Source organism: Methylobacterium sp. Leaf87 (assembly GCF_001422775.1).
Classification (GTDB): domain Bacteria; phylum Pseudomonadota; class Alphaproteobacteria; order Rhizobiales; family Beijerinckiaceae; genus Methylobacterium.
Window position 1 is genome coordinate 90,133 of the sequence record NZ_LMMI01000015.1, and the last position, 20,176, is coordinate 110,308.

The 20,176-nt window shown below is 69.6% G+C and carries 23 protein-coding genes and 1 pseudogene; 19 read left to right on the forward strand and 5 right to left on the reverse strand.

Features of this window, described 5'->3' with window-relative positions; all coding sequences use genetic code 11:
• Positions 1 to 32 precede the first annotated feature (32 nt).
• The 6 genes from ASF22_RS10795 to ASF22_RS10820 all read left to right on the forward strand — a co-directional run bounded on the left by ASF22_RS10795 (position 33) and on the right by ASF22_RS10820 (position 3,733).
• The gene (locus ASF22_RS10795; RefSeq protein ID WP_056095925.1) at positions 33 to 755 is read left to right on the forward strand and encodes an SDR family oxidoreductase; all 723 of its coding nucleotides are present in this window, start codon (positions 33 to 35) and stop codon (positions 753 to 755) included.
• Positions 748 to 1,848, forward strand: a complete 1,101-nt coding sequence (locus tag ASF22_RS10800; protein ID WP_056263958.1) for a hypothetical protein — start codon at positions 748 to 750, stop codon at positions 1,846 to 1,848. Before ASF22_RS10795 ends, ASF22_RS10800 begins: the two co-directional genes overlap by 8 nt.
• 10 nt (positions 1,849 to 1,858) lie before the next feature.
• Positions 1,859 to 2,353: an NUDIX hydrolase gene (locus tag ASF22_RS10805; RefSeq protein WP_056174891.1), complete on the forward strand. Its 495-nt coding sequence runs from the start codon at positions 1,859 to 1,861 to the stop codon at positions 2,351 to 2,353.
• Entirely contained in the window at positions 2,350 to 2,811 is a 462-nt protein-coding gene (locus ASF22_RS10810) for a TIGR02301 family protein (protein WP_056174893.1), read from the forward strand. Before ASF22_RS10805 ends, ASF22_RS10810 begins: the two co-directional genes overlap by 4 nt.
• 157 nt (positions 2,812 to 2,968) lie before the next feature.
• On the forward strand, positions 2,969 to 3,223 hold the full coding sequence (locus tag ASF22_RS10815) for a hypothetical protein (protein WP_056174896.1): 255 nt from the start codon (positions 2,969 to 2,971) through the stop codon (positions 3,221 to 3,223).
• A gap of 72 nt (positions 3,224 to 3,295) precedes the next feature.
• A complete protein-coding gene (locus ASF22_RS10820) occupies positions 3,296 to 3,733 on the forward strand; it encodes an EamA family transporter (RefSeq protein ID WP_056263959.1) in 438 nt (145 codons plus the stop codon).
• Between the two features lie 56 nt (positions 3,734 to 3,789).
• Here ASF22_RS10820 and ASF22_RS10825 read toward each other — a convergent pair whose 3' ends face one another.
• Positions 3,790 to 4,446 carry an alpha/beta hydrolase gene (locus ASF22_RS10825; RefSeq protein WP_056174900.1) on the reverse strand — a complete coding sequence of 219 codons (657 nt, stop codon included), beginning with the start codon at positions 4,444 to 4,446 and terminating at the stop codon, positions 3,790 to 3,792.
• A gap of 296 nt (positions 4,447 to 4,742) precedes the next feature.
• Here ASF22_RS10825 and ASF22_RS10830 point away from each other — a divergent pair, with 296 nt between their 5' ends.
• The 6 genes from ASF22_RS10830 to ASF22_RS10855 all read left to right on the forward strand — a co-directional run bounded on the left by ASF22_RS10830 (position 4,743) and on the right by ASF22_RS10855 (position 11,814).
• Positions 4,743 to 5,897, forward strand: coding sequence for a cysteine desulfurase family protein (locus tag ASF22_RS10830; protein WP_056263961.1), 1,155 nt, complete (start codon positions 4,743 to 4,745; stop codon positions 5,895 to 5,897).
• A gap of 71 nt (positions 5,898 to 5,968) precedes the next feature.
• Positions 5,969 to 7,438 (forward strand): Fe-S cluster assembly protein SufB, encoded by a 1,470-nt coding sequence (sufB, locus tag ASF22_RS10835; protein ID WP_056174903.1) that lies wholly within the window; start codon positions 5,969 to 5,971, stop codon positions 7,436 to 7,438.
• Between the two features lie 491 nt (positions 7,439 to 7,929).
• Complete coding sequence (sufC, locus tag ASF22_RS10840) at positions 7,930 to 8,682, forward strand: Fe-S cluster assembly ATPase SufC (protein ID WP_056174905.1); 753 nt, start codon at positions 7,930 to 7,932, stop codon at positions 8,680 to 8,682.
• A gap of 2 nt (positions 8,683 to 8,684) precedes the next feature.
• Complete coding sequence (gene sufD, locus ASF22_RS10845) at positions 8,685 to 10,007, forward strand: Fe-S cluster assembly protein SufD (RefSeq protein ID WP_056174908.1); 1,323 nt, start codon at positions 8,685 to 8,687, stop codon at positions 10,005 to 10,007.
• Between the two features lie 75 nt (positions 10,008 to 10,082).
• Positions 10,083 to 11,327, forward strand: a complete 1,245-nt coding sequence (locus tag ASF22_RS10850) for a cysteine desulfurase (RefSeq protein WP_056263963.1) — start codon at positions 10,083 to 10,085, stop codon at positions 11,325 to 11,327.
• A 106-nt stretch (positions 11,328 to 11,433) separates the two neighbouring features.
• Positions 11,434 to 11,814: an SUF system Fe-S cluster assembly protein gene (locus ASF22_RS10855; RefSeq protein WP_056095958.1), complete on the forward strand. Its 381-nt coding sequence runs from the start codon at positions 11,434 to 11,436 to the stop codon at positions 11,812 to 11,814.
• Between the two features lie 6 nt (positions 11,815 to 11,820).
• On the opposite strand, the gene ASF22_RS24850 is transcribed toward ASF22_RS10855, so the two are convergent.
• Positions 11,821 to 12,135: a Uma2 family endonuclease gene (locus ASF22_RS24850; protein WP_244474257.1), complete on the reverse strand. Its 315-nt coding sequence runs from the start codon at positions 12,133 to 12,135 to the stop codon at positions 11,821 to 11,823.
• 45 nt (positions 12,136 to 12,180) lie between these two features.
• Here ASF22_RS24850 and ASF22_RS24855 point away from each other — a divergent pair, with 45 nt between their 5' ends.
• Positions 12,181 to 12,327 (forward strand): hypothetical protein, encoded by a 147-nt coding sequence (locus tag ASF22_RS24855; RefSeq protein WP_244474258.1) that lies wholly within the window; start codon positions 12,181 to 12,183, stop codon positions 12,325 to 12,327.
• A 235-nt stretch (positions 12,328 to 12,562) separates the two neighbouring features.
• Positions 12,563 to 12,955 carry an iron-sulfur cluster assembly accessory protein gene (locus ASF22_RS10865; protein ID WP_056174912.1) on the forward strand — a complete coding sequence of 131 codons (393 nt, stop codon included), beginning with the start codon at positions 12,563 to 12,565 and terminating at the stop codon, positions 12,953 to 12,955.
• 56 nt (positions 12,956 to 13,011) lie between these two features.
• Here the strand turns inward: ASF22_RS10865 and ASF22_RS10870 are convergent, their stop codons facing one another.
• Both ASF22_RS10870 and ASF22_RS10875 read right to left on the reverse strand, forming a co-directional pair.
• Positions 13,012 to 14,067, reverse strand: a complete 1,056-nt coding sequence (locus tag ASF22_RS10870; protein WP_056174914.1) for a GGDEF domain-containing protein — start codon at positions 14,065 to 14,067, stop codon at positions 13,012 to 13,014.
• A gap of 206 nt (positions 14,068 to 14,273) precedes the next feature.
• The gene (locus ASF22_RS10875) at positions 14,274 to 15,803 is read right to left on the reverse strand and encodes a DEAD/DEAH box helicase (RefSeq protein WP_056263966.1); all 1,530 of its coding nucleotides are present in this window, start codon (positions 15,801 to 15,803) and stop codon (positions 14,274 to 14,276) included.
• A 326-nt stretch (positions 15,804 to 16,129) separates the two neighbouring features.
• On the opposite strand from ASF22_RS10875, the gene ASF22_RS10880 reads away from it, so the two are divergent.
• From ASF22_RS10880 to ASF22_RS10895, 4 genes are all read left to right on the forward strand, one after another.
• A complete protein-coding gene (locus ASF22_RS10880; RefSeq protein WP_056263968.1) occupies positions 16,130 to 16,900 on the forward strand; it encodes an aspartate/glutamate racemase family protein in 771 nt (256 codons plus the stop codon).
• Positions 16,901 to 16,986: 86 nt separating this feature from the next.
• Positions 16,987 to 17,604, forward strand: coding sequence for a hypothetical protein (locus tag ASF22_RS10885; RefSeq protein WP_056263969.1), 618 nt, complete (start codon positions 16,987 to 16,989; stop codon positions 17,602 to 17,604).
• Positions 17,591 to 18,010, forward strand: coding sequence for a transcriptional regulator (locus ASF22_RS10890; RefSeq protein WP_056263972.1), 420 nt, complete (start codon positions 17,591 to 17,593; stop codon positions 18,008 to 18,010). Before ASF22_RS10885 ends, ASF22_RS10890 begins: the two co-directional genes overlap by 14 nt.
• Before the next feature lie 174 nt (positions 18,011 to 18,184).
• The gene (locus tag ASF22_RS10895; RefSeq protein WP_056174925.1) at positions 18,185 to 18,877 is read left to right on the forward strand and encodes a di-trans,poly-cis-decaprenylcistransferase; all 693 of its coding nucleotides are present in this window, start codon (positions 18,185 to 18,187) and stop codon (positions 18,875 to 18,877) included.
• Positions 18,878 to 18,907: 30 nt separating this feature from the next.
• Here ASF22_RS10895 and ASF22_RS10900 read toward each other — a convergent pair whose 3' ends face one another.
• Positions 18,908 to 19,207: a hypothetical protein gene (locus tag ASF22_RS10900; RefSeq protein WP_156368958.1), complete on the reverse strand. Its 300-nt coding sequence runs from the start codon at positions 19,205 to 19,207 to the stop codon at positions 18,908 to 18,910.
• A gap of 488 nt (positions 19,208 to 19,695) precedes the next feature.
• Between ASF22_RS10900 and ASF22_RS10905 the strand changes: the two are divergent.
• Positions 19,696 to 20,176 (forward strand): annotated as a pseudogene (locus tag ASF22_RS10905) (porin family protein); the annotation flags it as partial.

The window sequence follows — 20,176 nt, forward strand, 5'->3', positions numbered from 1 at the left end:
TGGCCACATCCTCCAACGAACGCCGCCGCGTCATGCTGCTCACGGGGGCCAGCCGCGGCATCGGCCACGCCACCGTCAAGCGCTTCTCGGCGGCCGGCTGGCGGGTGATCACCTGCTCGCGCCACGCGTTTCCCGAGAACTGCCCGTGGGAAATGGGGCCGGAGGATCACCTCCAGGTCGATCTGGCCGATCCCGAGGACACCATGCGGGGGATCCGGGAAGTGGCCGGGCGCCTCGCCGACGAGGGCGGCCTGCTCCACGCCCTCGTCAACAACGCGGGAATTTCGCCGAAAGGCGCCAACGGCGAGCGCCTCGGCGCCATCGCCACGGAGTTCGGCGACTGGCGCAAGGTGTTCCAGGTCAACGTGTTCGCGCCGCTCCTGCTCGCGCGCGGCCTGTGCGAGGAGCTGACCCGGGCCAAGGGCTCCATCGTCAACGTCACCTCCATCGCGGGGTCCCGCGTCCATCCCTTCGCGGGCGCCGCCTACGGTACCTCGAAGGCGGCGCTCGCCGGCCTCACCCGCGAGATGGCGAGCGATTTCGGACCCCTCGGGGTGCGGGTCAACGCGATCTCGCCGGGCGAGATCGACACCGCCATCCTGTCGCCCGGCACGGACAAGATCGTCGCCGGCATCCCGCAGCGCCGTCTCGGCACCCCCGACGAAGTGGCCAAGGCGATCTACTTCCTGTGCACCGAGGCCTCGTCCTACGTGAACGGCGCCGAGCTGCACATCAACGGCGGCCAGCATGTCTGAACGGGGGCGGTCGCCCGCGCGCCTCGTTGCCCTGCTGCTCGTCGCCCTTCCGCTCCCGGCCGCCGCCGAACCGGCCGTCACGATTCTCGACCTGCCGTTCTCGGCGAGCGCCCTGCGCGGTCCCGGCAGCGAGGTCGCGATCGCGGTGGCGACCTCCGGCCTCCTCCCCCTGGCGCGGCCGAAGCCGGGCGGGACGGGCGCGGCGGAGGGGGGGCCCATCGCCGTGGTCTGGGGAGAGGCGGGGGGCGCGGTCCTCGCCCTCGTCGACGGGCACGTCACCGCGACGCTCCTCGGCCGCGAGGCCGTCGAGGGGCTGGCCGCCGCCGAGACCCCGCGCGGGGCGCTTCCCGGGTCCCGCCGGGCGCTGTCCGGCGCCCTCTCGGCCCATCTCGCCGAGCCCGTGACGGTGCGCGGCCGGCTGGGCGCGGGCGCGCTCGTGATCCGCGAGCGGAAGGCCGTTCCCATGAGTGCGGAGCCGAAGGCCGTGCCCGTCGCCACCGCGACGGTCCGGCCCGCGCCCGATCCCGCCTTCGCCCCGCGCGCGCCGCGCATCGCGGCCTTCGACGGCCGCCCCGCCATCCTGGCGGTGGGCGAGACCGAGGACGGGTCCTCGCTGATGGTCGTCGAGCCCGCCGAGTCCGGCTGGAGCGTGCGGGCGCGCAGCCCCGCCGAGCCCGGCAGGCCGCTCCAGGTGGCGGGCGTCGCGGATTTCTCCGGCACCGGCCGGATGCAGGTCGCCGCGACGGGCTCGGCCGACGGAACCGCGCGGCTGCGGCTGTGGGCCTACGAGGGCGGCGCCCTGCGGCCCCTTCTGTCGGCACCCGGCTACGACGCCGCGGCACCGGGCGAGGGCGGTCCCGATCTGGCGGCGCTCCTTCCCCGCGACGGGGCCGTGGACCTCGCCGTGCCGGTGGCCGACCGCTCGGCCCTCGCGATCGTGTCCCTGAAGAAGGGCGCCATCACGGAGCGCGCCCGCGCGCCCCTGCCGGCGCCCGCCGCCTTCGGCGTCGCCACCCTCGGGGCCGGGGCGGCCGCCCGCCTCCTCGTTGGCCTCGCCGACGGGCGCATCGCCGTGGTGAACCCCAATCCGTGAGCTGTCGTCCATGAGTGAACCGGCATCGCCCGACGACGCCACGCGCCTGTTCCCGACGCGGCCCTTCGTCGGCGCCTCCATCGCGGTGATCCGGGGCGACCGGGTGCTCGTCGCCGCCCGGGCGAACGCGCCCATGCGCGGCGTCTGGACCCTGCCGGGCGGCCTGGTCGAGGCCGGCGAGGCGCTCGCCGACGCCGCCCTGCGGGAGCTCCGCGAAGAGGTCGGCCTCACGGCCGCGGTGGTGGGTGTGCTGGCCCCGACGGAGATCATCCTGCGGGCCGAGGACGGCCGGACCCGCCACCATTACGTCGTCCATCCCCACGCCGCCCTGTGGACCGGTGGCGAACCGGCGCCGGGGCCCGAGGCGCTCGCCGTGCGCTGGGCGACCCTGGCCGACCTCGCCGGCCTCGACACCACGCCCGGCCTCGACGGCACCGTGGCGGCCGCGTTCGCCCGGGTCGCCGGGTGTGGAATATCCGAACTGCCCGGGACACCCGCCGCGTGACGAAGCCCGGACCGGTTGCCGCTCTCGCCCTCTGCCTGATTCTGGCGACGATTCCGGGGGCCGAGGCCCAGCAGGGGCGGGGGGGCGCCGCCCGCGCCGCCCCCCGGAGCGACAGGCCGGCCGAGAAGGAGCCGGCCCCCGCCCCCGAGCCGCCGCCGGCGCCCTACGACCGCGACCTGATGCGGCTTTCCGAGATCGTCGGGGCGCTGGCGTTCCTGCGCGAGCTCTGCACCGCCCCCGATGCGGGCCAGTGGCCCGTGCGGATGAAGGCGCTGCTGGAAGCCGAGGGCGTGACCCCCGGGCGGCGCGATCGCCTCGCCGGCGCCTACAACCGGGGCTATCGCGGCTACGCCCTGACCTACCGGGTCTGCACCCCGTCGGCACAGGAGGCGGCCACCCGGTTCGTGACCGAGGGCGAGCGCCTGTCGCATGCCCTGGCGAGCCGGTTCGGGGGATGATGCGGCTGGGCCACACCCGCACGGGCAAGGCTGAATCCGCGCAATTCGAGCGCCGGCGTTAACCGCTTCGCAATTCCTGGCTTTGCGGGCCCGGCCGTGCGCCCTATCATCATCCCAACGTGCCGAGCGTTTCTTCGGCGCCAACGATGCTGTGGCCATGCACGCTGAATCAGCCCAAGCGCCCTTCGAGGCGGATATCGACAGCAAGCGCGCCGCGCTCGGCTACGTGTCGGAGGCCTTCGCCGAAGGCTGTCTCGACGGCCTCGACGGCGACTGCATGGCGCAAGCCGCCCTGTTCGCGGCGTTCCAGGAGCTGGTGATGACCTACGGCGAGGAGGCGACCGCCCGCTACGCCGAGGGCTTCCCGGACCGGATCCGCGGCGGCGCCTTCACCACGGCTCCCCAGCATTGAGGGGACTGTGACGACTCTGCTGGGTGTTGCCCTTCCTGAGGACTGGAATCGGTTCTCGGCGGGCGTCGCTCCGTGAAATCCCTGCTCGGGTCCTGGCCGTTCTGGGCGCTGCTCTCGGCCGCCTTCGCGGCCCTGACCGCGATCTTCGCGAAGGTGGGGATCGCCAACGTCAATTCTGATTTCGCCACCTTCATCCGGACCATCGTCATTCTCTGCGCGCTCGGTGCCATTCTCGTTGGCACCGGGCAGTGGCAGCCCTTCGGGTCGGTGTCGGGCCGGACCTACGTGTTTCTGGTCCTGTCGGGCCTCGCCACCGGGGGCTCGTGGATCTGCTACTTTCGCGCTCTCAAACTCGGCGAAGCCAGCCGTGTCGCACCCGTCGACAAGCTGAGCGTGGTGCTGGTGGCGATCTTCGGGGTCGTCTTCCTCGGCGAGCGGCTGTCCCCGGCGAACTGGCTCGGGGTGGCGTTCATCGCCACGGGGGCCGTGCTGGTGGCTTACCGGGGCTAGACCCCCTCCCCGTGAGGGAAGGGGAACGCGGCAAGTCCGGTTGCGGCGAGTCCACCTCAGGCGGTCATTTCCTTCGTGCCGAGGCGCTTGTCGAGGTAGGTGTCCACGGTCTGGGTCAGCTCGTCGACCTTGCCGTCGAAGAAGTGGTTGGCGCCCTCGACCATCTGGTGCTCGATGATGACGCCCTTCTGCACCTTCACCTTCTCGATCACCGGCATCACCTCGCGGGCCGGGGCCACCCGGTCCTCGGAGCCGTGGACGAACAGGCCCGACGACGGGCACGGCGCCAGGAAGGTGAAATCGTAGCGGTTGGCCATGGCGGCGATGGAGATGAAGCCCTCGATCTCCGGGCGCCGCATGAGCAGCTGCATCCCGATCCACGATCCGAACGACACGCCGGCGATCCAGCAGGCGCGGGCCTCCGGGTTGACCGACTGGACCCAGTCGAGGGCCGAGGCGGCGTCGGAGAGTTCGCCGGTGCCGTGATCGAACGCGCCCTGGCTGCGTCCGACCCCGCGGAAGTTGAACCGCAGGGCGGCGAAGCCCCGATTGGCGAAGGTGTAGAACAGATTGTACACGATCTGATTGTTCATCGTGCCACCGAACTGCGGGTGCGGGTGGAGCACGATGGCGATGGGCGCGCCCTTCTTCTTGGGGGCCTGGTAGCGTCCCTCGAGACGGCCGGCCGGACCGGTGAAGATGACTTCGGGCATGGATCTCTCACAAGCTTCAGGACGTGGCGCGCGACGGCAGACGCAACGCAGGCCCCGCGCGGAACGCCTTGACTCGACGGGGCACGAACTTAAAAGCGCTCTTAGAATGGTTCTAGTGGACTAGAATTATTCTAAACAAGCGGTTCGGGCGCGTCCGGGTCGCTGCGTCCCTTGCACGACGGGGTGTCGGAACATGGTTCTTCGGCGCCTTAGCATGATCGTGGGGGGCAAAAGCAAGGATTTGTCGTCCTCGACCTTGAGACCGCCAGTGGTTTTCGCCCCATGACTTCGCCAGCATGACTTCGCCGCGCGCCTATCTCGACCACAACGCGACCTCGCCGGTTCGGCCGGAGGTCGCTGCGGCCGTGGCGCGGGCGCTCGCCCTCCCGGGCAACCCGTCCTCGGTGCATGCCGAGGGGCGTGCGGCCCGCGCCGCCCTGGAGCGCGCGCGCGTGCAGGTGGGTGGCCTCGTCGGCGTCGGCTCGGGGCGGGTCGTGTTCACGAGCGGCGGCACCGAGGCCGCCAACACCGTGCTGTCCGGTGCCCTGCGCCGATCCGGCGAGCCGGCGCCGACCCGGCTGGTGATCGGTGCCACCGAACATGCCTGCGTGTCGGCCGGCCATCGCTTCCCGGCCGAGCACGTCGACGTGGTTCCGGTGGATGCCAGCGGCATCATCGATCTCGCCGCCCTCGCCGCCTGCCTCGACCGGCACCGGGGGGAGGGCGTCCTCGTCTCGATTCATGCGGCCAACAACGAGACCGGCGTGATCCAGCCGCTCGCCGAGGTCGTCGCCCTGGCGCGCGGCCACGGCCGGGCCCTCGTCCATTCCGACGCCGTGCAGGCGGTGGGCAAGATCCCGCTCGATTTTTCCGGCCTCGGCCTCGATGCCCTCACCCTCTCGGGCCACAAGTTCGCCGCCCCCCGGGGCGTCGGCGCCCTGGTGCTCGCCGAGGGCGTCACCTTGGATTCGGCGTTCCTGCGGGGCGGCGGCCAGGAGGGGCGCCTGCGCGGCGGCACCGAGAACCTGTCGGGCCTCGTCGGCATGGGGGTGGCGGCCGAGATGGTCGGGCTCGGCGAGACGCAGGAGGCTCTGCGGGATACCATCGAGGCAGGGCTGCGGGCCTTGGCGCCCGACCTCGTGGTGTTCGGCGAGGCCGCACCGCGCCTGCCCAACACCGTGAGCTTCTCCATTCCGGGCCTCGATGCGCCGACGGCCCTGATGGCGCTGGATCTCGCCGGCGTCGCGCTCTCGTCCGGGTCGGCCTGCGCGTCGGGCAAGGTCGCCCGCTCGCCGGTCCTCGCCGCCATGGGCGTCAGCCCCGCCCTGGCCGCAGGGGCCCTGCGCGTCAGTCTCGGGTGGAACAGCACGATAAGCGACGGGACGCGCTGTCTCGCCGCCTGCGAACGCCTCGTCGACACCCTATATCGACGGCGAGGGCAGGCCGCCTGACCGGCGGCCCGCCCAAACCATTTCTCGCGAACACGCCCGGCCCTTGACGCCGGGTCGATCAGGAGACGCCAATGCCTGCCGTGCAGGAAACCATCGACCGGGTCCGATCCATCGACCTCGACCAGTACAAGTATGGATTCGAGACCACCATCGAGATGGAGAAGTCCGAAAAGGGCATCTCCGAGGACGTGATCCGCTTCATCTCGGCCAAGAAGGAAGAGCCCGAGTGGATGCTCGCCTGGCGCCTCGACGCCTACAAGCGCTGGCAGACCATGCAGGAGCCCGACTGGGCCCGGGTCTCCTATGACAAGGTCGACTACAAGGATATTTATTACTATGCGGCCCCGAAGCGGCCTGCCGCCATGTCCTTGGATGAAATCGATCCAGAAATTCTGAAAACGTACGAAAAACTCGGTATTCCGCTCCGCGAGGTCGAGGTGCTGGAGGGCATCGCCCCCGAGCGCCGGGTCGCCGTCGACGCGGTGTTCGACTCGGTCTCGGTGGCCACCACCTTCAAGGCCGAACTGTCGAAGGCCGGCGTGATCTTCATGCCGATCTCGGAAGCCATCCGCGAGTATCCGGATCTCATCAAGAAGTACCTCGGATCGGTCGTGCCCGTGACCGACAACTTCTTCGCGACCCTCAACTCGGCGGTCTTCTCCGACGGATCGTTCGTCTACATTCCGCCGGGCGTGCGCTGCCCGATGGAGCTGTCGACCTATTTCCGCATCAACGAGCGCGACACCGGCCAGTTCGAGCGGACCCTGATCATCGCCGACAAGGGTAGTTACGTCTCGTACCTCGAGGGCTGCACCGCCCCGAAGCGCGACGACAACCAGCTCCACGCGGCGGTCGTCGAGCTCGTTGCCCTCGACGACGCCGAGATCAAGTACTCGACGGTCCAGAACTGGTATCCGGGCGACAACGACGGCAAGGGCGGCATCTACAACTTCGTCACCAAGCGCGGCGATTGCCGGGGCGCCAACTCGAAGATCTCGTGGACGCAGGTCGAGACCGGCTCGGCCATCACCTGGAAGTACCCGTCCTGCATCCTGCGCGGCGACAATTCACGGGGCGAGTTCTACTCCATCGCCGTGTCGAACGGCATGCAGCAGGTCGATTCCGGCACCAAGATGATTCATCTGGGCAAGAACACCACCAGCCGGATCATCTCGAAGGGCATCTCGGCCGGACGCTCGCAGAACACCTACCGGGGCCTCGTCTCGGCGCACCGCAAGGCGACGGGCGCGCGCAACTTCACCAACTGCGACTCGCTCCTCATCGGCGACCAGTGCGGCGCGCACACCGTGCCCTATATCGAGTCGAAGAATTCCTCCGCGCAGTTCGAGCACGAGGCCACCACCTCGAAGATCTCGGAAGACCAGATGTTCTACTGCCAGCAGCGTGGCCTCTCCAACGAGGAGGCGACCGCGCTCATCGTCAACGGCTTCGTCCGCGACGTGCTGCAGCAGCTGCCGATGGAGTTCGCCGTCGAGGCCCAGAAGCTGATCTCGATCAGCCTCGAAGGTTCGGTGGGCTGAATAATGCGTGCGGCCTCCGCAGCTGCCTTGGGACTTTTGTGGACCGTCAGTCACGCTTTTCCGTGTGACTGCCCCTTCCCAAATAGCCTTCAGACGGATGCGGAGCGCTCGGCGTATCGGCTTGAACAAGCCTCTGTTGTGGCGACGGTACGCGTAACCGATGTTCGTCTTCGGACAGCAGACCTCGACGACCCGAAGGCTATTGGCAACGCAACGGTTATCAAGTGGGTCAAGGGGCATGGTCCTAAGGCGCTCAGACTGGTTTCCTATGGGGCGGACGAAGGTGCAAATTGCGGCCTTGCTTCAACGATCTTCAACGCAGCGTCGCAAAAAAGATTGCTGACTGTACAGCTTCATCAGGATTCGACCCGAAAGGGGTCTTTTTGGATTGGCAATTGCAGTTACAACAAACTGGATGAATTCGGCAGCGCATCCCTGAACCGTTAGGTTCGGATAGATGGCTTCAAGAAAATAAAGATCGGACTAAAAGCATGATCGAAATCAAGAACCTCACCGTCGCCATCGAGGACAAGCAGATCCTCAACGGTCTCAACCTCACCGTGAAGGACGGCGAGGTCGCTGCCATCATGGGGCCGAACGGCTCGGGCAAGTCGACTCTCTCGTACGTTATCGCGGGGAAAGAGGACTACGAGGTCACCAGCGGCGAGATCCTCCTCGACGGCGTGAACATCCTCGAGATGAGCCCCGACGAGCGCGCCGCGAGCGGCGTGTTCCTGGCGTTCCAGTACCCGCTGGAGATCCCGGGCGTCGGCACCATGACCTTCCTCAAGGCGACGCTCAACGCCCAGCGCCGGGCGCGCGGCGAGGGCGAGCTGACGACGCCGGACTTCATCCGCAAGGTGAACGCGGCGGCGGAAAAGCTGGAGATCAACAAGGAGATGCTCAAGCGCGCCCTCAACGTCGGGTTCTCCGGCGGCGAGAAGAAGCGCATGGAGATCCTGCAGATGGCCCTCCTGGAGCCGAAGTTCTGCGTGCTCGACGAGACCGATTCCGGCCTCGACATCGATGCCCTGCGCATCGTTTCCGGCGGCGTGAACGCGCTCCGTGCACAGGGCCGCTCTTTCCTCGTCATCACCCACTACCAGCGCCTGCTCGACTACATCGTGCCGGACGTGGTCCACGTCATGTCGCAGGGCCAGATCGTGAAGTCGGGCGACAAGGATCTCGCCAAGGCCCTCGAAGCGTCGGGCTACGCCGAGTACCGCACCGGCGAGGCCGCCTGATCATGGCCGACATCACCCCCCTCCGCACCGCGGCCGAGACCGGGCTGTCCAAGCTCTTCGAAGCCACCAGGATGAAGTACCCCACGGGCGTGTCCATCGCCCGCGAGGAGGCGTTCCGCTACTTCGAGGCGGTGGGCCTGCCCACCCGCCGCGTCGAGGCGTTTAAGTACACGGATCTCCGCTCGGCGTTCCGCGATGCCGCCCATCCGGCGGAGATGCCCTCGGCCGAGACCGCCAAGGCGGCGTCCGCCGAGGCCAAGGGCTTTGCCGGGATCGAGGCCGTGCGCCTCACTTTCGTCAATGGCCATCTCATCGAGGCCGAATCCGACCTCACCCGCATTCCGGCCGGCATCACCGTGACGCCGCTCACGCAAGCCCTGACCGATGGGGATGCACGCCTCGCGCAGCTGACCCCGGTGAAGCAGGCCTCCGAAAACGCGATCTATCAGCTCAACACCGCCTTCCTGGCGGACGGTGCCCTGATCTCGGTGGAGGCCGGCGCCAAGGTCGAGACGCCGCTGCATCTGCGCTTCATCGGCACCGGCACGGAGGCCTATTCGACCGCCACGCGCGTGCTCGTGACCCTGGGTGAGGGCGCGGAGGCGCTGATCCTCGAGAGCCACGAGGGGCCGGACGGCATCGCTTACCAGCCCAACGACGCCGTGGACGTGGTCATCGGCGATCGCGCCACCTTCCGGCACGCGCGCCTCAATGCGGAAGGCCGCGAGGCCGTGGCGCTCTCGACCCTGTCGGCCCGGCTCGGTGCCGAGTCCGCCATCGAGACCGTCAACGTGGTGGTGGGCGCCGTGCTCTCACGCCATCAGGTCTACCTCAACTTCGCCGGGGCCGACGCCCGCGCGGTAGTCAACGGCGCCGCCATGCTCAACGGTAAGCAATTGGCCGACACCACCTTCCTCGCCGACCACGCCGCCACGGGCGGGGTCAGCCGTGAGCTGTTCAAGACCGTGGTGGACGGGGCCGCCACGGGCGTGTTCCAGGGCAAGATCATCGTCCAGCAGGCGGCCCAGCAGACCGACGGCAAGATGATGTCGGCCTGCCTCATCCTGTCCGACGAAGGGCAGATGATGAACAAGCCCGAGCTCGAGATCTTCGCCGACGACGTCGCCTGCGGCCACGGCGCCACCTGCGGGGCCCTCGACGACGATCTCCTGTTCTACCTCATGCAGCGCGGGCTGCCGAAGGCGGAAGCCGAAAGCCTACTGGTCCAGGCCTTCCTGGGGGCTGCCATCGAGTCGGTCGGCCACGAGGGCGCCCGCGCGGCGCTGATCGGCACCGTCGAGGCGTGGTTGAAGGCGCGCGGCTGAGCGCACCCTGCCAAGACCCTCCCCCCGCAGAAGGGGGGAGGGTCGCGCACGTCCGACACCCAACAGGTATCGCCCATGAACGCACCCGTCCCGAACACCCCCTACGACGTCCAGGCGATCCGGGCGGAGTTCCCGATCCTGGCCCAGAAAGTCTACGGCAAGCCCCTGGTCTATCTCGACAACGCGGCCTCCTCGCAGAAGCCGCGCGCGGTCATCGACGCCATGGTGGGCTGCATGGAGACCGGCTACGCCAACGTCCATCGCGGGCTGCACTTCATGGCGAATGCCGCGACCGAGGGCTTCGAGGGCGCGCGCGAGACCACCCGGCAGTTCCTCAACGCCGACTCCACCGACGAGATCATCTTCACGCGCAACGCCACGGAGGCCTACAACCTCGTGGCCTCGTCCATGGGGCTGCTCGGCCAGATCGGCGGGGGCGACGAGATCATCCTCTCGATCATGGAGCACCATTCCAACATCGTGCCCTGGCACTTTTTGCGGGAACGACGCGGTGCGGTGATCAAGTGGGCGCCCGTCGACGACGAGGGCAACTTCCTCGTCGAGGAATACGAGAAGCTCTTCTCGCCCCGCACGAAAATGGTGGCGATCACGCACATGTCGAACGTGCTCGGCACGGTGACGCCGGCGGCCGAGATCGTGCGCATCGCCCATGCGCACGGCGTGCCGGTGCTCCTCGACGGGGCTCAGAGCGCGGTCCACCAGCCCATCGACGTGAAGGCGCTCGATTGCGACTTCTTCGTCTTCACCGGGCACAAGGTGTACGGGCCGACCGGCATCGGCGTGCTCTACGGCAAGAAGGAATGGCTGGAGCGCCTGCCCCCCTACCAGGGCGGCGGCGAGATGATCCGCACGGTCGCCCAGGACTCCATCACCTACAACGACCCGCCCCACCGCTTCGAGGCGGGCACGCCGGCGATCGTCGAGGCGGTCGGCCTCGGCGCGGCGCTGGAATTCATGATGACCCTCGGCCGCGAGAACATAGCCGCGCATGAGGCGTCGCTCCTCGCCTATGCGCAGGAGCGGCTCGGGGCGATGAACTCCGTGCGGATGATCGGTACGGCCAAGGACAAGGGCGGCGTCATCGCCTTCGAGATGAAGGGCGCGCATGCCCACGACATCGCCACGGTGATCGACCGCTACGGCGTCGCCATCCGGGCCGGGACCCACTGCGCCATGCCGCTGCTGACGCGCTTCGGTGCGACCTCCACCTGTCGCGCCTCGTTCGGACTGTATAACACCAGGGAAGAGGTGGACGTCCTCGCCGAGGCCCTGGCCAAGGCCGAGATGATGTTCGCCTGATCGGGAATCTCAGCGGCGGGCCCGCCGCAAGCGCGACTGCGCGCCGCCGCCCGGGCGGCGCATGTCGGGGATCGGACACGATCCCCGACCCTCACGAGGACCAACCATGAGCGATTCAGCCATCACCGGCGGGGCCAACACCCCCGCCATCGCCAGCGCCTCGGCGATCCCGCCGGAGGAGCTCGACCGTCTCACCGACGACATCGTGGCGGCGCTGAAAAGCGTCTACGATCCGGAGATCCCGGCCGACATCTACGAACTCGGCCTGATCTACAAGGTCGACATCGCCGACGACCGCACGGTCGCCATCGACATGACCCTGACCGCCCCGGGCTGTCCCGTGGCCGGCGAGATGCCGGGCTGGGTCGAGACCGCGGTCGCGGCCGTGCCGGGCGTCCAGGCCTGCGCCGTCACCATGGTGTTCGATCCGCCGTGGGATCAGAGCCGCATGTCCGACGAGGCCCGCGTCGCCCTGGACATGTGGTAGCCGCGTTCAGCCTTCGCTGGCGAGATCCCGGCGCGCCGGGAAGGTGAGCCCGTCGTAGATGTCGGCCATCGCCAGCGTCGCGCCGATGTCGGGCAGGTCGATAGCGGCCTCCAGTCCCTCGAAGGTCTCGATCTCCCAGCCGTCCGCGCCGCGCCGGTAGAGCAGGGCCTGCGGCGTCACGGTCTCGACGAGCAGGATGGTGGTCAGCGTCGGGTGGCGCTTGTACTCCTCGACCTTGCGGGTCTGATCGATCGTCGTGGTCGAGGGCGACGCCACCTCCACGACGAGCCTGGGCTCGCGCGCCTCGTCGGTATCGGGCACCAAGGGGCGCACTCGACCATCACGTCGGGCCGACGGAGGCCCCGGATGCTGGTCCGGACCGGGATGTCGGCCGTCGTCGGGCGGCAGGATTTCCCGCGCAGCTGCGTTCCCAAACTCACGATGGTGTTCACCGTCGCCCGGTCGTGCTGCATGCTCGCCCCGGTCATCATCCGGTGTCGCGGCACCGGGTGACCGTCGACGAGTTCATAGAGTTCGTCCTGGTCGCGCTGCCGGACGAAGAAATCCTCGGGCGTCATGCTGAGGCGTGCGGCATCGGCCATGGTGGTTCCTCGATCCGGCCAGTCTAGCACGCGGCATCGGCACCTGCGTGAGGGGTGGTAGACCACGGCCCGCGCAATCCTTATCTTAACCGCGTCCGATCATCCTCAACCGCCCGGGCCTTGAACCCGGCTGCCGGAGAGACCCCATGGCTTCGAATTTTAAAGTCCTCTCGCTCACCGACGCGGCGGCGACGCGGATCAAGGCGATCATCGCCGATGCCGACCGTCCCATCGCCGGCCTGCGGGTGGGCGTGAAGAACGGCGGCTGCGCCGGCATGTCCTACACCATGGAATACGCGGACGGGCAGAAGCCCGGCGAGGACATGGTCGAGGATCGTGGCGTGAAGGTCTTCGTCGATCCGAAGGCGCTGCTGTTCCTGCTCGGCACCCAGATGGACTTCACCTCCACCAAGCTCGCTTCGCAGTTCGTGTTCAACAACCCGAACCAGACCTCGGCCTGCGGCTGCGGCGAGTCCGTGGCGATCACGCCCGTGAACCCCGAGGCCGTCGCCCCGGCCGCCGCACGCGCCTCGGCCTGAGGCCCTGAGCGGGTCTCGCTAGAGCCGCCGCCTGCTTGGCCCCCTCCTGTCGGCTGTCAGGCGACGTCGGGCAGGGGCAGCGGTTCGGCGTCGTCCACCGTGCGGTTGCGGCCGTCGCGCTTTGCCCTGAACATGCACTGGTCCGCCCGCTCCAGCAGCGACACGGCGGTGTCCGTGGAACGCGCGGCGGCAACCCCCAGGGAGATGGTGATCTTGCCGAGCGACTCCCCCGTGGAGCGCTTGACGAGGTCGCGTCCCATCACGCTGGCGCGGACCTTCTCGGCCAGGACACAGGCCTCGGCCCGGTCCGTTCCGGGCAGAAGGATGCCGAATTCCTCGCCGCCGAAGCGCGCCAGGGTGGCGCGGGCGGTGATGTGCTCGCGCATCACCAGGGCGACGAGGCGCAGGACCTGATCGCCCGTGAGGTGACCGTAGACGTCGTTGAAGCGTTTGAAGAAGTCGACGTCGATGACGATGAGGCTCGCCGGTGCCCGGTCGGCCACGGATTCCTCGACCATGGCGTGCAGGCTCTCCTCGAACTGCTTGCGGTTCGACAGGCCCGTGAGCGGGTCGGTGAGGCTCTCGAGGCGGGTCGCCTCCAGGGTCTCGCGCAGGGATTCGATCTCCTTGCGGCTCTCGCGCATGCGTGCCTCGAGGGCACGGTTGTTGGACGTCACCTCGCGGGTGGTGGCCACGAGGGCGCCGACGATTTCGTGGACGCGGGCCCGGTCCAGTCCCGAGCCGCCGAGATCGTCCGACAGGATCCGCAGGGATTCGCCGTACTGCGCCGTGGACCCCAGCGAGAGATCGAGCACCTCCATGACGCCCTCGATCTCGGAGAGCACCGTGCTGCTCGTGCGCTCGGCCGCGCGCGCCAGGCGCTCCCCGTCGAGATAGGTTTCGTAGAGGGTGTCGATGTCGGAATCGAGCAGGGCGCCTTTCGCCGTGAGACGCTTGACGGCTTCGTTCATCGTGGGCTGCAGGCCGGACACGTAGGTGTACCAGACCGTGTAGGCCCGCGGCGTCGCCGAAGGGCCGTACTCCCGCATCAGCGCATTGGCCCGTTCGGCCAGCGCAAAGGTCCGATCCCGGTCACCCTGACTGCCGCCCATTGTCCGTCCAACCACGCGATCGTTCCCGGCCTCTCGCCGACCGGGGGAGAGCCGAAGGCGCACCCTATCCGGTAGATCGTGGAGAGGCCGTTAAGAGCCGCGGACCTCCTCCCGTTTCGCGGGCAATGGCACCCGTTTCACGGGTGCTTCGGCCCAAACTCGGGTCGCGGGAGGACGGCTGTCCGTAGGCCTCCGGGGCCGGGCGGTTATTTGGGCGTCTTGATCACGGCCGGGCGCAGGAGGAAGGCCGGAACGTGCGAGCCGAGGCCGACGGGCGTCTCGCCGTCATCCTCGTCACCGCGGCGTCGGGGCGCAGGCCGGCGCTCGTCGCGCCGCGGCTCCGTGCGCTGGGGAGCGGGCTCGCGGGGCCGGTTCGGCACCGGTGCGACGACGGCCTCGGGCACGGCCTCGACCGTCGGGGCCGGTCCGCGCTCGGGGCTGCCCCGGCGGGCACCGCCCTTGCGCGCCCGCGGCTCGGACCGGGCGGGATCGCGGGCGGCCTCGCCACCGCCCCGGCGGCGTAGGGTCTCGCCGGACTTGCCGCGATGACGGGTCCGGGTCGGCGCGTCCTCGCTCGCCGGAGCGGCGGCGGAGGGTTCCGGCAGGGCACCGAGGTCGCCCTCGGCCCAGGGGATCGGCTGGCCGATCAGGCTCTCGATGGCGGTGATGGAGCGCTCGTCGGAGCGGGTCACCAGGGTGAAGGCGTGGCCGGCGCGACCGGCGCGGCCCGTGCGGCCGATGCGGTGGACGTAATCCTCCGGGTGGTGGGGCACGTCGAAGTTGAAGACGTGGCTCACGGCCGGGATGTCGAGGCCGCGGGCGGCGACGTCGGAGGCCACCAGCAGCGGCACCTCGCCGGAGCGGAAGCCGTCCAGCGCGATGGTGCGGGCGCGCTGGTCCATGTCGCCGTGGAGCGCCGCGACGTTGAAGCCGTGGCTCGCGAGCGACTTCTGCAGGAGCGCCACGTCGCGCTTGCGGTTGCAGAAGATGATGCCGTTGTTGAGCTCGGCCTCGCCCCGGATGAGCCGGCGCAGGAGGTCGCGCTTCTCGTGGCCCTCGGAGCCCGTGGCGACCAGCTTCTGCACGATGGTCTCGGCGGTGGAGGCGGGCCGGGCCACCTCGATCCGCTGGGGCGTATGCAGGAACATGTCGGCCAGCCGCTCGATCTCCGGCGGCATGGTGGCCGAGAAGAACAGGGTCTGCCGGGTGAACGGCACCATCTTCACGATGCGCTCGATGTCGGGGATGAAGCCCATGTCGAGCATCCGGTCGGCCTCGTCGATGACGAGGAGCTCGACGCCCGTGAGCAGGAGCTTGCCGCGCTCGAAATGGTCGAGGAGCCGGCCCGGCGTGGCGATGAGCACGTCGGTGCCGCGCATGAGCTTGGCGTCCTGGTCGGCGAAGGAGACGCCGCCGATGATGAGCGCCACGTTGAGCTTGTGGTTGACGCCGTAGCGATCGAAATTCTCCACCACCTGGGCGGCGAGTTCACGCGTCGGCTCCAGGATGAGGGTGCGCGGCATGCGGGCGCGCGCCCGGCCGTTCTCCAGCAGGGTCAGCATGGGCAGCGTGAAGGCCGCCGTCTTGCCGGTGCCGGTCTGGGCGATGCCCAGCACGTCGCGCCGGGCCAGCACATGGGGGATGGCCTGGGCCTGGATCGGCGTCGGCTCGGTGTACCCGGCCGCCGTGACGGCCTGAAGGACCTTGTCGCTCAATCCGAGGTCGGCAAAAGACATATTCTATGAGAACCGTTGCGCGCGGGAAATCGACCGACCGGCGCGGAGTGCATCGACACGGCGACGGCTTCAAGGGGCGGTTTCGACACACGACCCGCCGCGCACACGCGTTGCGGGGACACTTAGAGCCTCGTGCCGGCTTGTCAATCGAGCCGGCGGTGCGGCGGAGATTTATCCACGCCGTCGGCCCGGGGCTCTCGAGCGAACCCGGCCTCTTGCCCAGCCCAGCCCGGCCTCTTGCCCAACCCGGCCTCTTGCCAACGGCGCGATGCCTGCAGCACCGTCGCTCCGACGGCCGGCGATGCTGCGGCGGGGAGGGGTGAGCGATGTCCCACGGCGTATCGACGATCGTCCGCGCGAGCGAACGTCCCCCGCGGATCCTCCTCATCAATCCCAACACCACGCAAGGGGTCACCGATCTGGTGGCGGGTCACGTCCGGGGAATCGCCGGCGGGGCGGCCGAGATCGTGGCCGTGACCGGACGCTTCGGCGCCCGCTACATCGCGAGCCGGGCGGCCTCCGCCATCGCCGGCCACGCCGCCCTCGATGCCCTGGCGGCGCATGTCGACGGGTGCGACGCGGTCTACCTCGCCTGCTTCGGCGATCCGGGGCTGATGGCCCTGCGCGAAGTCTCGCGGGTGCCGGTGGTCGGCATGGCCGAGGCCGCCTGCCGCGCGGCCTGCGAGGCCGGCGGACGCTTCGCCATCGTCACGGGTGGGGTCCTCTGGGGGCCGATGCTGACGGAGTTCGTCGCCACCCTCGGCCTGTCCGACCGGTTGGCCTGCGTCCGCACCGTCGCCCCGACGGGCGGCGAGATCGCCGCCGATCCCGATGCGGCTCTGAGCCAGCTCGCCGCCGCCTGCCGCGCCTGCGCCGAGGCGGACGGCGCCGAGGCCGTGATCCTGGGCGGCGCGGCCCTGGCCGGTCTCGCCGCGCGCATCCAGCCCGCCGTTCCCGTACCGGTTCTCTGCTCGGTGGAGGCCGGCACCCGGGCGGTGCTGGCTGCCGCCGGGGCAGGGGGGCTCGGGAGGGCCGCCCCCACCCTCGCGAGTACCGGCCTGTCCCCGGCCCTCGCGGCGCTCCTCGGGGGCGCCTGACACCCGGACTTTGCATGGCAAAGAAACCCCTTGCGTCGGCTTTGCGAGGCCGTATACTTTGCACCATAGAGTTTGAGAGGCGCGGCATGACCGATCTCGACAAGGCCCTGGCCGACATCGTCGCCATCCGCTCGCAGCTCGTGCGCGGCACCGCCTTCAGCGGCTACGGCCCGGCGGCCTTCGCGGCCACCGCCGGGCTGGCCCTCGCCACCGCCACGGCGCAGACCCTTCTGCTCGACGATCCGGATGCGCGGCCGCTGCTGTTCTTCGGGGCCTGGATCGCCACGGCCGTCATCGCCCTCGGCCTCGTCGGGGCGGAAATGCGGGCCCGTGCCCGCCGACACACGGGCGGTCTCGGGGATGCGATGATCCACGACGCCGTGGAGCAGTTCCTGCCGGCGGGGGCGGCCGGGGCGCTCCTCGCCCTGGTCCTCGCGCGGGTCTCGCCCGAAAGCCTGTGGCTGCTGCCGGGCCTGTGGCAGGTGCTCGTCAGCCTCGGCATCTTCGCCGGGGTCCGGGTCATGCCGCGCGGCGTCGCCCTCGTGGCGGCCTGGTACCTCGTCGCGGGCCTCGCGGTGCTCGTGGTCACGGGCTGGGAGCGCAGTCTCTCACCCTGGGCGATGGGTCTGCCCTTCGCCGTCGGCCAGGGCCTGATGGCGCTGGTGGTCCGTGCCGCTTCGGAGGCCGACGATGCCGAGATCTGACACCCCGCCCGCCCCAATTCCCCCCCAGGACGTCCCCGGCACCGACGCCCCGTTCGCCTATGACGGGCTCGACCGGGTCATCCACGAGAAGGCCCGCCTCGGCCTCCTCACCTCGCTCATCGCCCATCCGAAGGGGCTCGCCTTCGCCAGCCTGAAGCAGCTGTGCGGCCTCACGGACGGCAATCTCAGCCGCCACCTCCAGGTGCTGCAGGAGGCCGGCCTCGTGGAGATCCGCAAGGGTTACGACGGCAACCGGCCCCAGACCACCTGCGGCCTGACGGCCGCCGGGCGCCGGCGCTTCCTCGACTACCTCGCCGTCCTGGAACGCGTGGTGCGCGATGCCGCCGAGGCGGCCCGGGACGCAGAGGGAACCGCCGCGTCCGGCGGCCGGCCCCGGCCGGCCTAGATTATCCCACGAGGATTACCCCACGGGACTCCCGGTCCCTGCCGGCTCCCGCCCTGCGTCCAACGGTGCGGCGGGAGTCTCATGAGGGACGCCCGGCCGCCGCCCGACCGGATCCCGGACACACCCACCTTCACGCGCCAGGAAGCTTTCCTTCACGCGCCAGGAAACTTTACGATGCAAAGCGTTCCGCAAGCCGGCCTTCACGTCGGCATCATCATGGACGGCAACGGCCGTTGGGCCACGGCGCGGGGCCTGCCCCGGGCCCTGGGCCACAAGGCCGGAGTCGCGGCGATCCGTCGTGTCGTGGAGGCGGCGCCGGCCCAGGGCATCGCCACCCTGACGCTCTACGCCTTCTCCGGCGACAACTGGCGTCGTCCGCCGGACGAGGTCGCCGCGCTCATGGGCCTGCTGCGGCGCTACCTCCGGGAGGAGGCGGGACGCCTCGCCCGGGCCGGGGTGCGCCTCGACGTGATCGGCCGGCGGGACCGCCTGCCCGACGGCATCGCCGAGGCCATCGGGCAGGCCGAGGCCCTGACGGCGGCCGGCACCGCCCTGCACCTTCGCATCGCCGTCGATTACTCCGCTCGCGCCGCGATCCTGGCCGCCGCCGCCCAGGCCGGCACGCCGTCCGCCGCCGAGTTCGGGCACCGCGTCAGCGGCGGCCCCGTGCCGGATGTCGATCTCGTCATCCGCACCAGCGGCGAGCAGCGCCTCTCGGACTTCCTGCTCTGGGAAAGCGCGTATGCCGAGCTGTACTTCACGCAGCGGCACTGGCCGGATTTCGACGGAAGCGATCTTGCCGTCGCGCTTCGATCCTTCGCGAGCCGGCAGCGACGGTTCGGCGGCCTCGCCGCCGAAGCCGCCTGAACCGTGCGCCGTGGCCGCGCCCGTCCCGTGTCAGCGCCTGAGATCCGACGCCGTGCAGGGATCGAGGGTGGTGCGGGCCGCGACCGCGCCGATGGAGCCCGTGGTCTCGGGGTCCATGACGTCCGCCCGTGCCTCGCGCTGGCGCAGGGTCCCGCTCTCCACGGCACGCGAGAGGTACTGGGTCGTACCCAGCGCGACGAGTCCGAGGGTCAGGCACACCTTGATCGTCCAGGGCAGGAGCGTGCCGGGCCGCCGGGCCACGGGCTCGTCCCGCTCCTCGAGGGGATCCTCGGCCCGGGGAATGTCGATGTAACGGCTGGGAGGAAGCATGGCGGGGGCGATCATCGGTCTGGCGGCCCGGTCGGGCCGGTCGAGGCCTATTCTCGCTGGACACGGTTAAGAGAGCCTCATGCCGAGGCCGACGCCGTTCATCTCCGGCTTGCCCGTTTGCGCGACGCAAGGCCTGCGGGCACTCGTCCAGGATGGGCGCAGCCCCGGGTCCGGCGCAGAGCCAGCATTAAAAAACAAATGGGTCGGCCTGCGTGGCAAGATCATGCCAAGGACAGGATCCGGTCAAGAAGACGTGTGCAGGCCTTGAATTCCTCGATCCCCCGTCAGGGCGGTCCTATCCTTAGGATTCTGTCAATGTGCGCCGGAACACCGACGGATCCGGGTCGGGGTGACCTGCGGCTAACCTTTACCCTTCGTTGAGATGTGCTGGGTTATCCGATGCTCATGTTGCAGGAAAGCGACAGACCTCGCGGCGTCCAGGGACTACAAGCGCGCCGGCTTTCGCCAATCCAGAACCGAGTACCCCGATGAAAAGACTGCTTCTCGCCACGACCGTCCTCGCCGGCCTGACCGCCGTCGCCTCGGCCGCCGACCTTCCGCGCCGCGCCGCTCCGCCGGTGTTCGTGCCGGTGCCGGTGTTCACCTGGACGGGCTTCTACGCCGGTTTCAACGCCGGTTACGGCTTCGACGCCTCCAGCAACAGCGCCCCGACCGTCATCGGCGTGAACAGCGCCAGCACCCTGGTCCGTCCGGGCACCACCCAGGCGATCGCCTTCGGCAACGGCCGTAGCAACGACGGCTTCGTCGGCGGTGGCCAGATCGGCTACAACTACCAGTTCACCCCGGGCTCCGGCGTCGTCGTCGGTGTCGAGGCCGACGCCCAGTACGTCGACTTCGGGCGTGAGCGGAACCGCTTCTCCGCCACCGGCCCCCTCGCCGCCCAGCAGGTCTTCAACCCGGCCGGCGTCTCCAGCCTCGACTACTTCGGCACCGTCCGCGGTCGCCTCT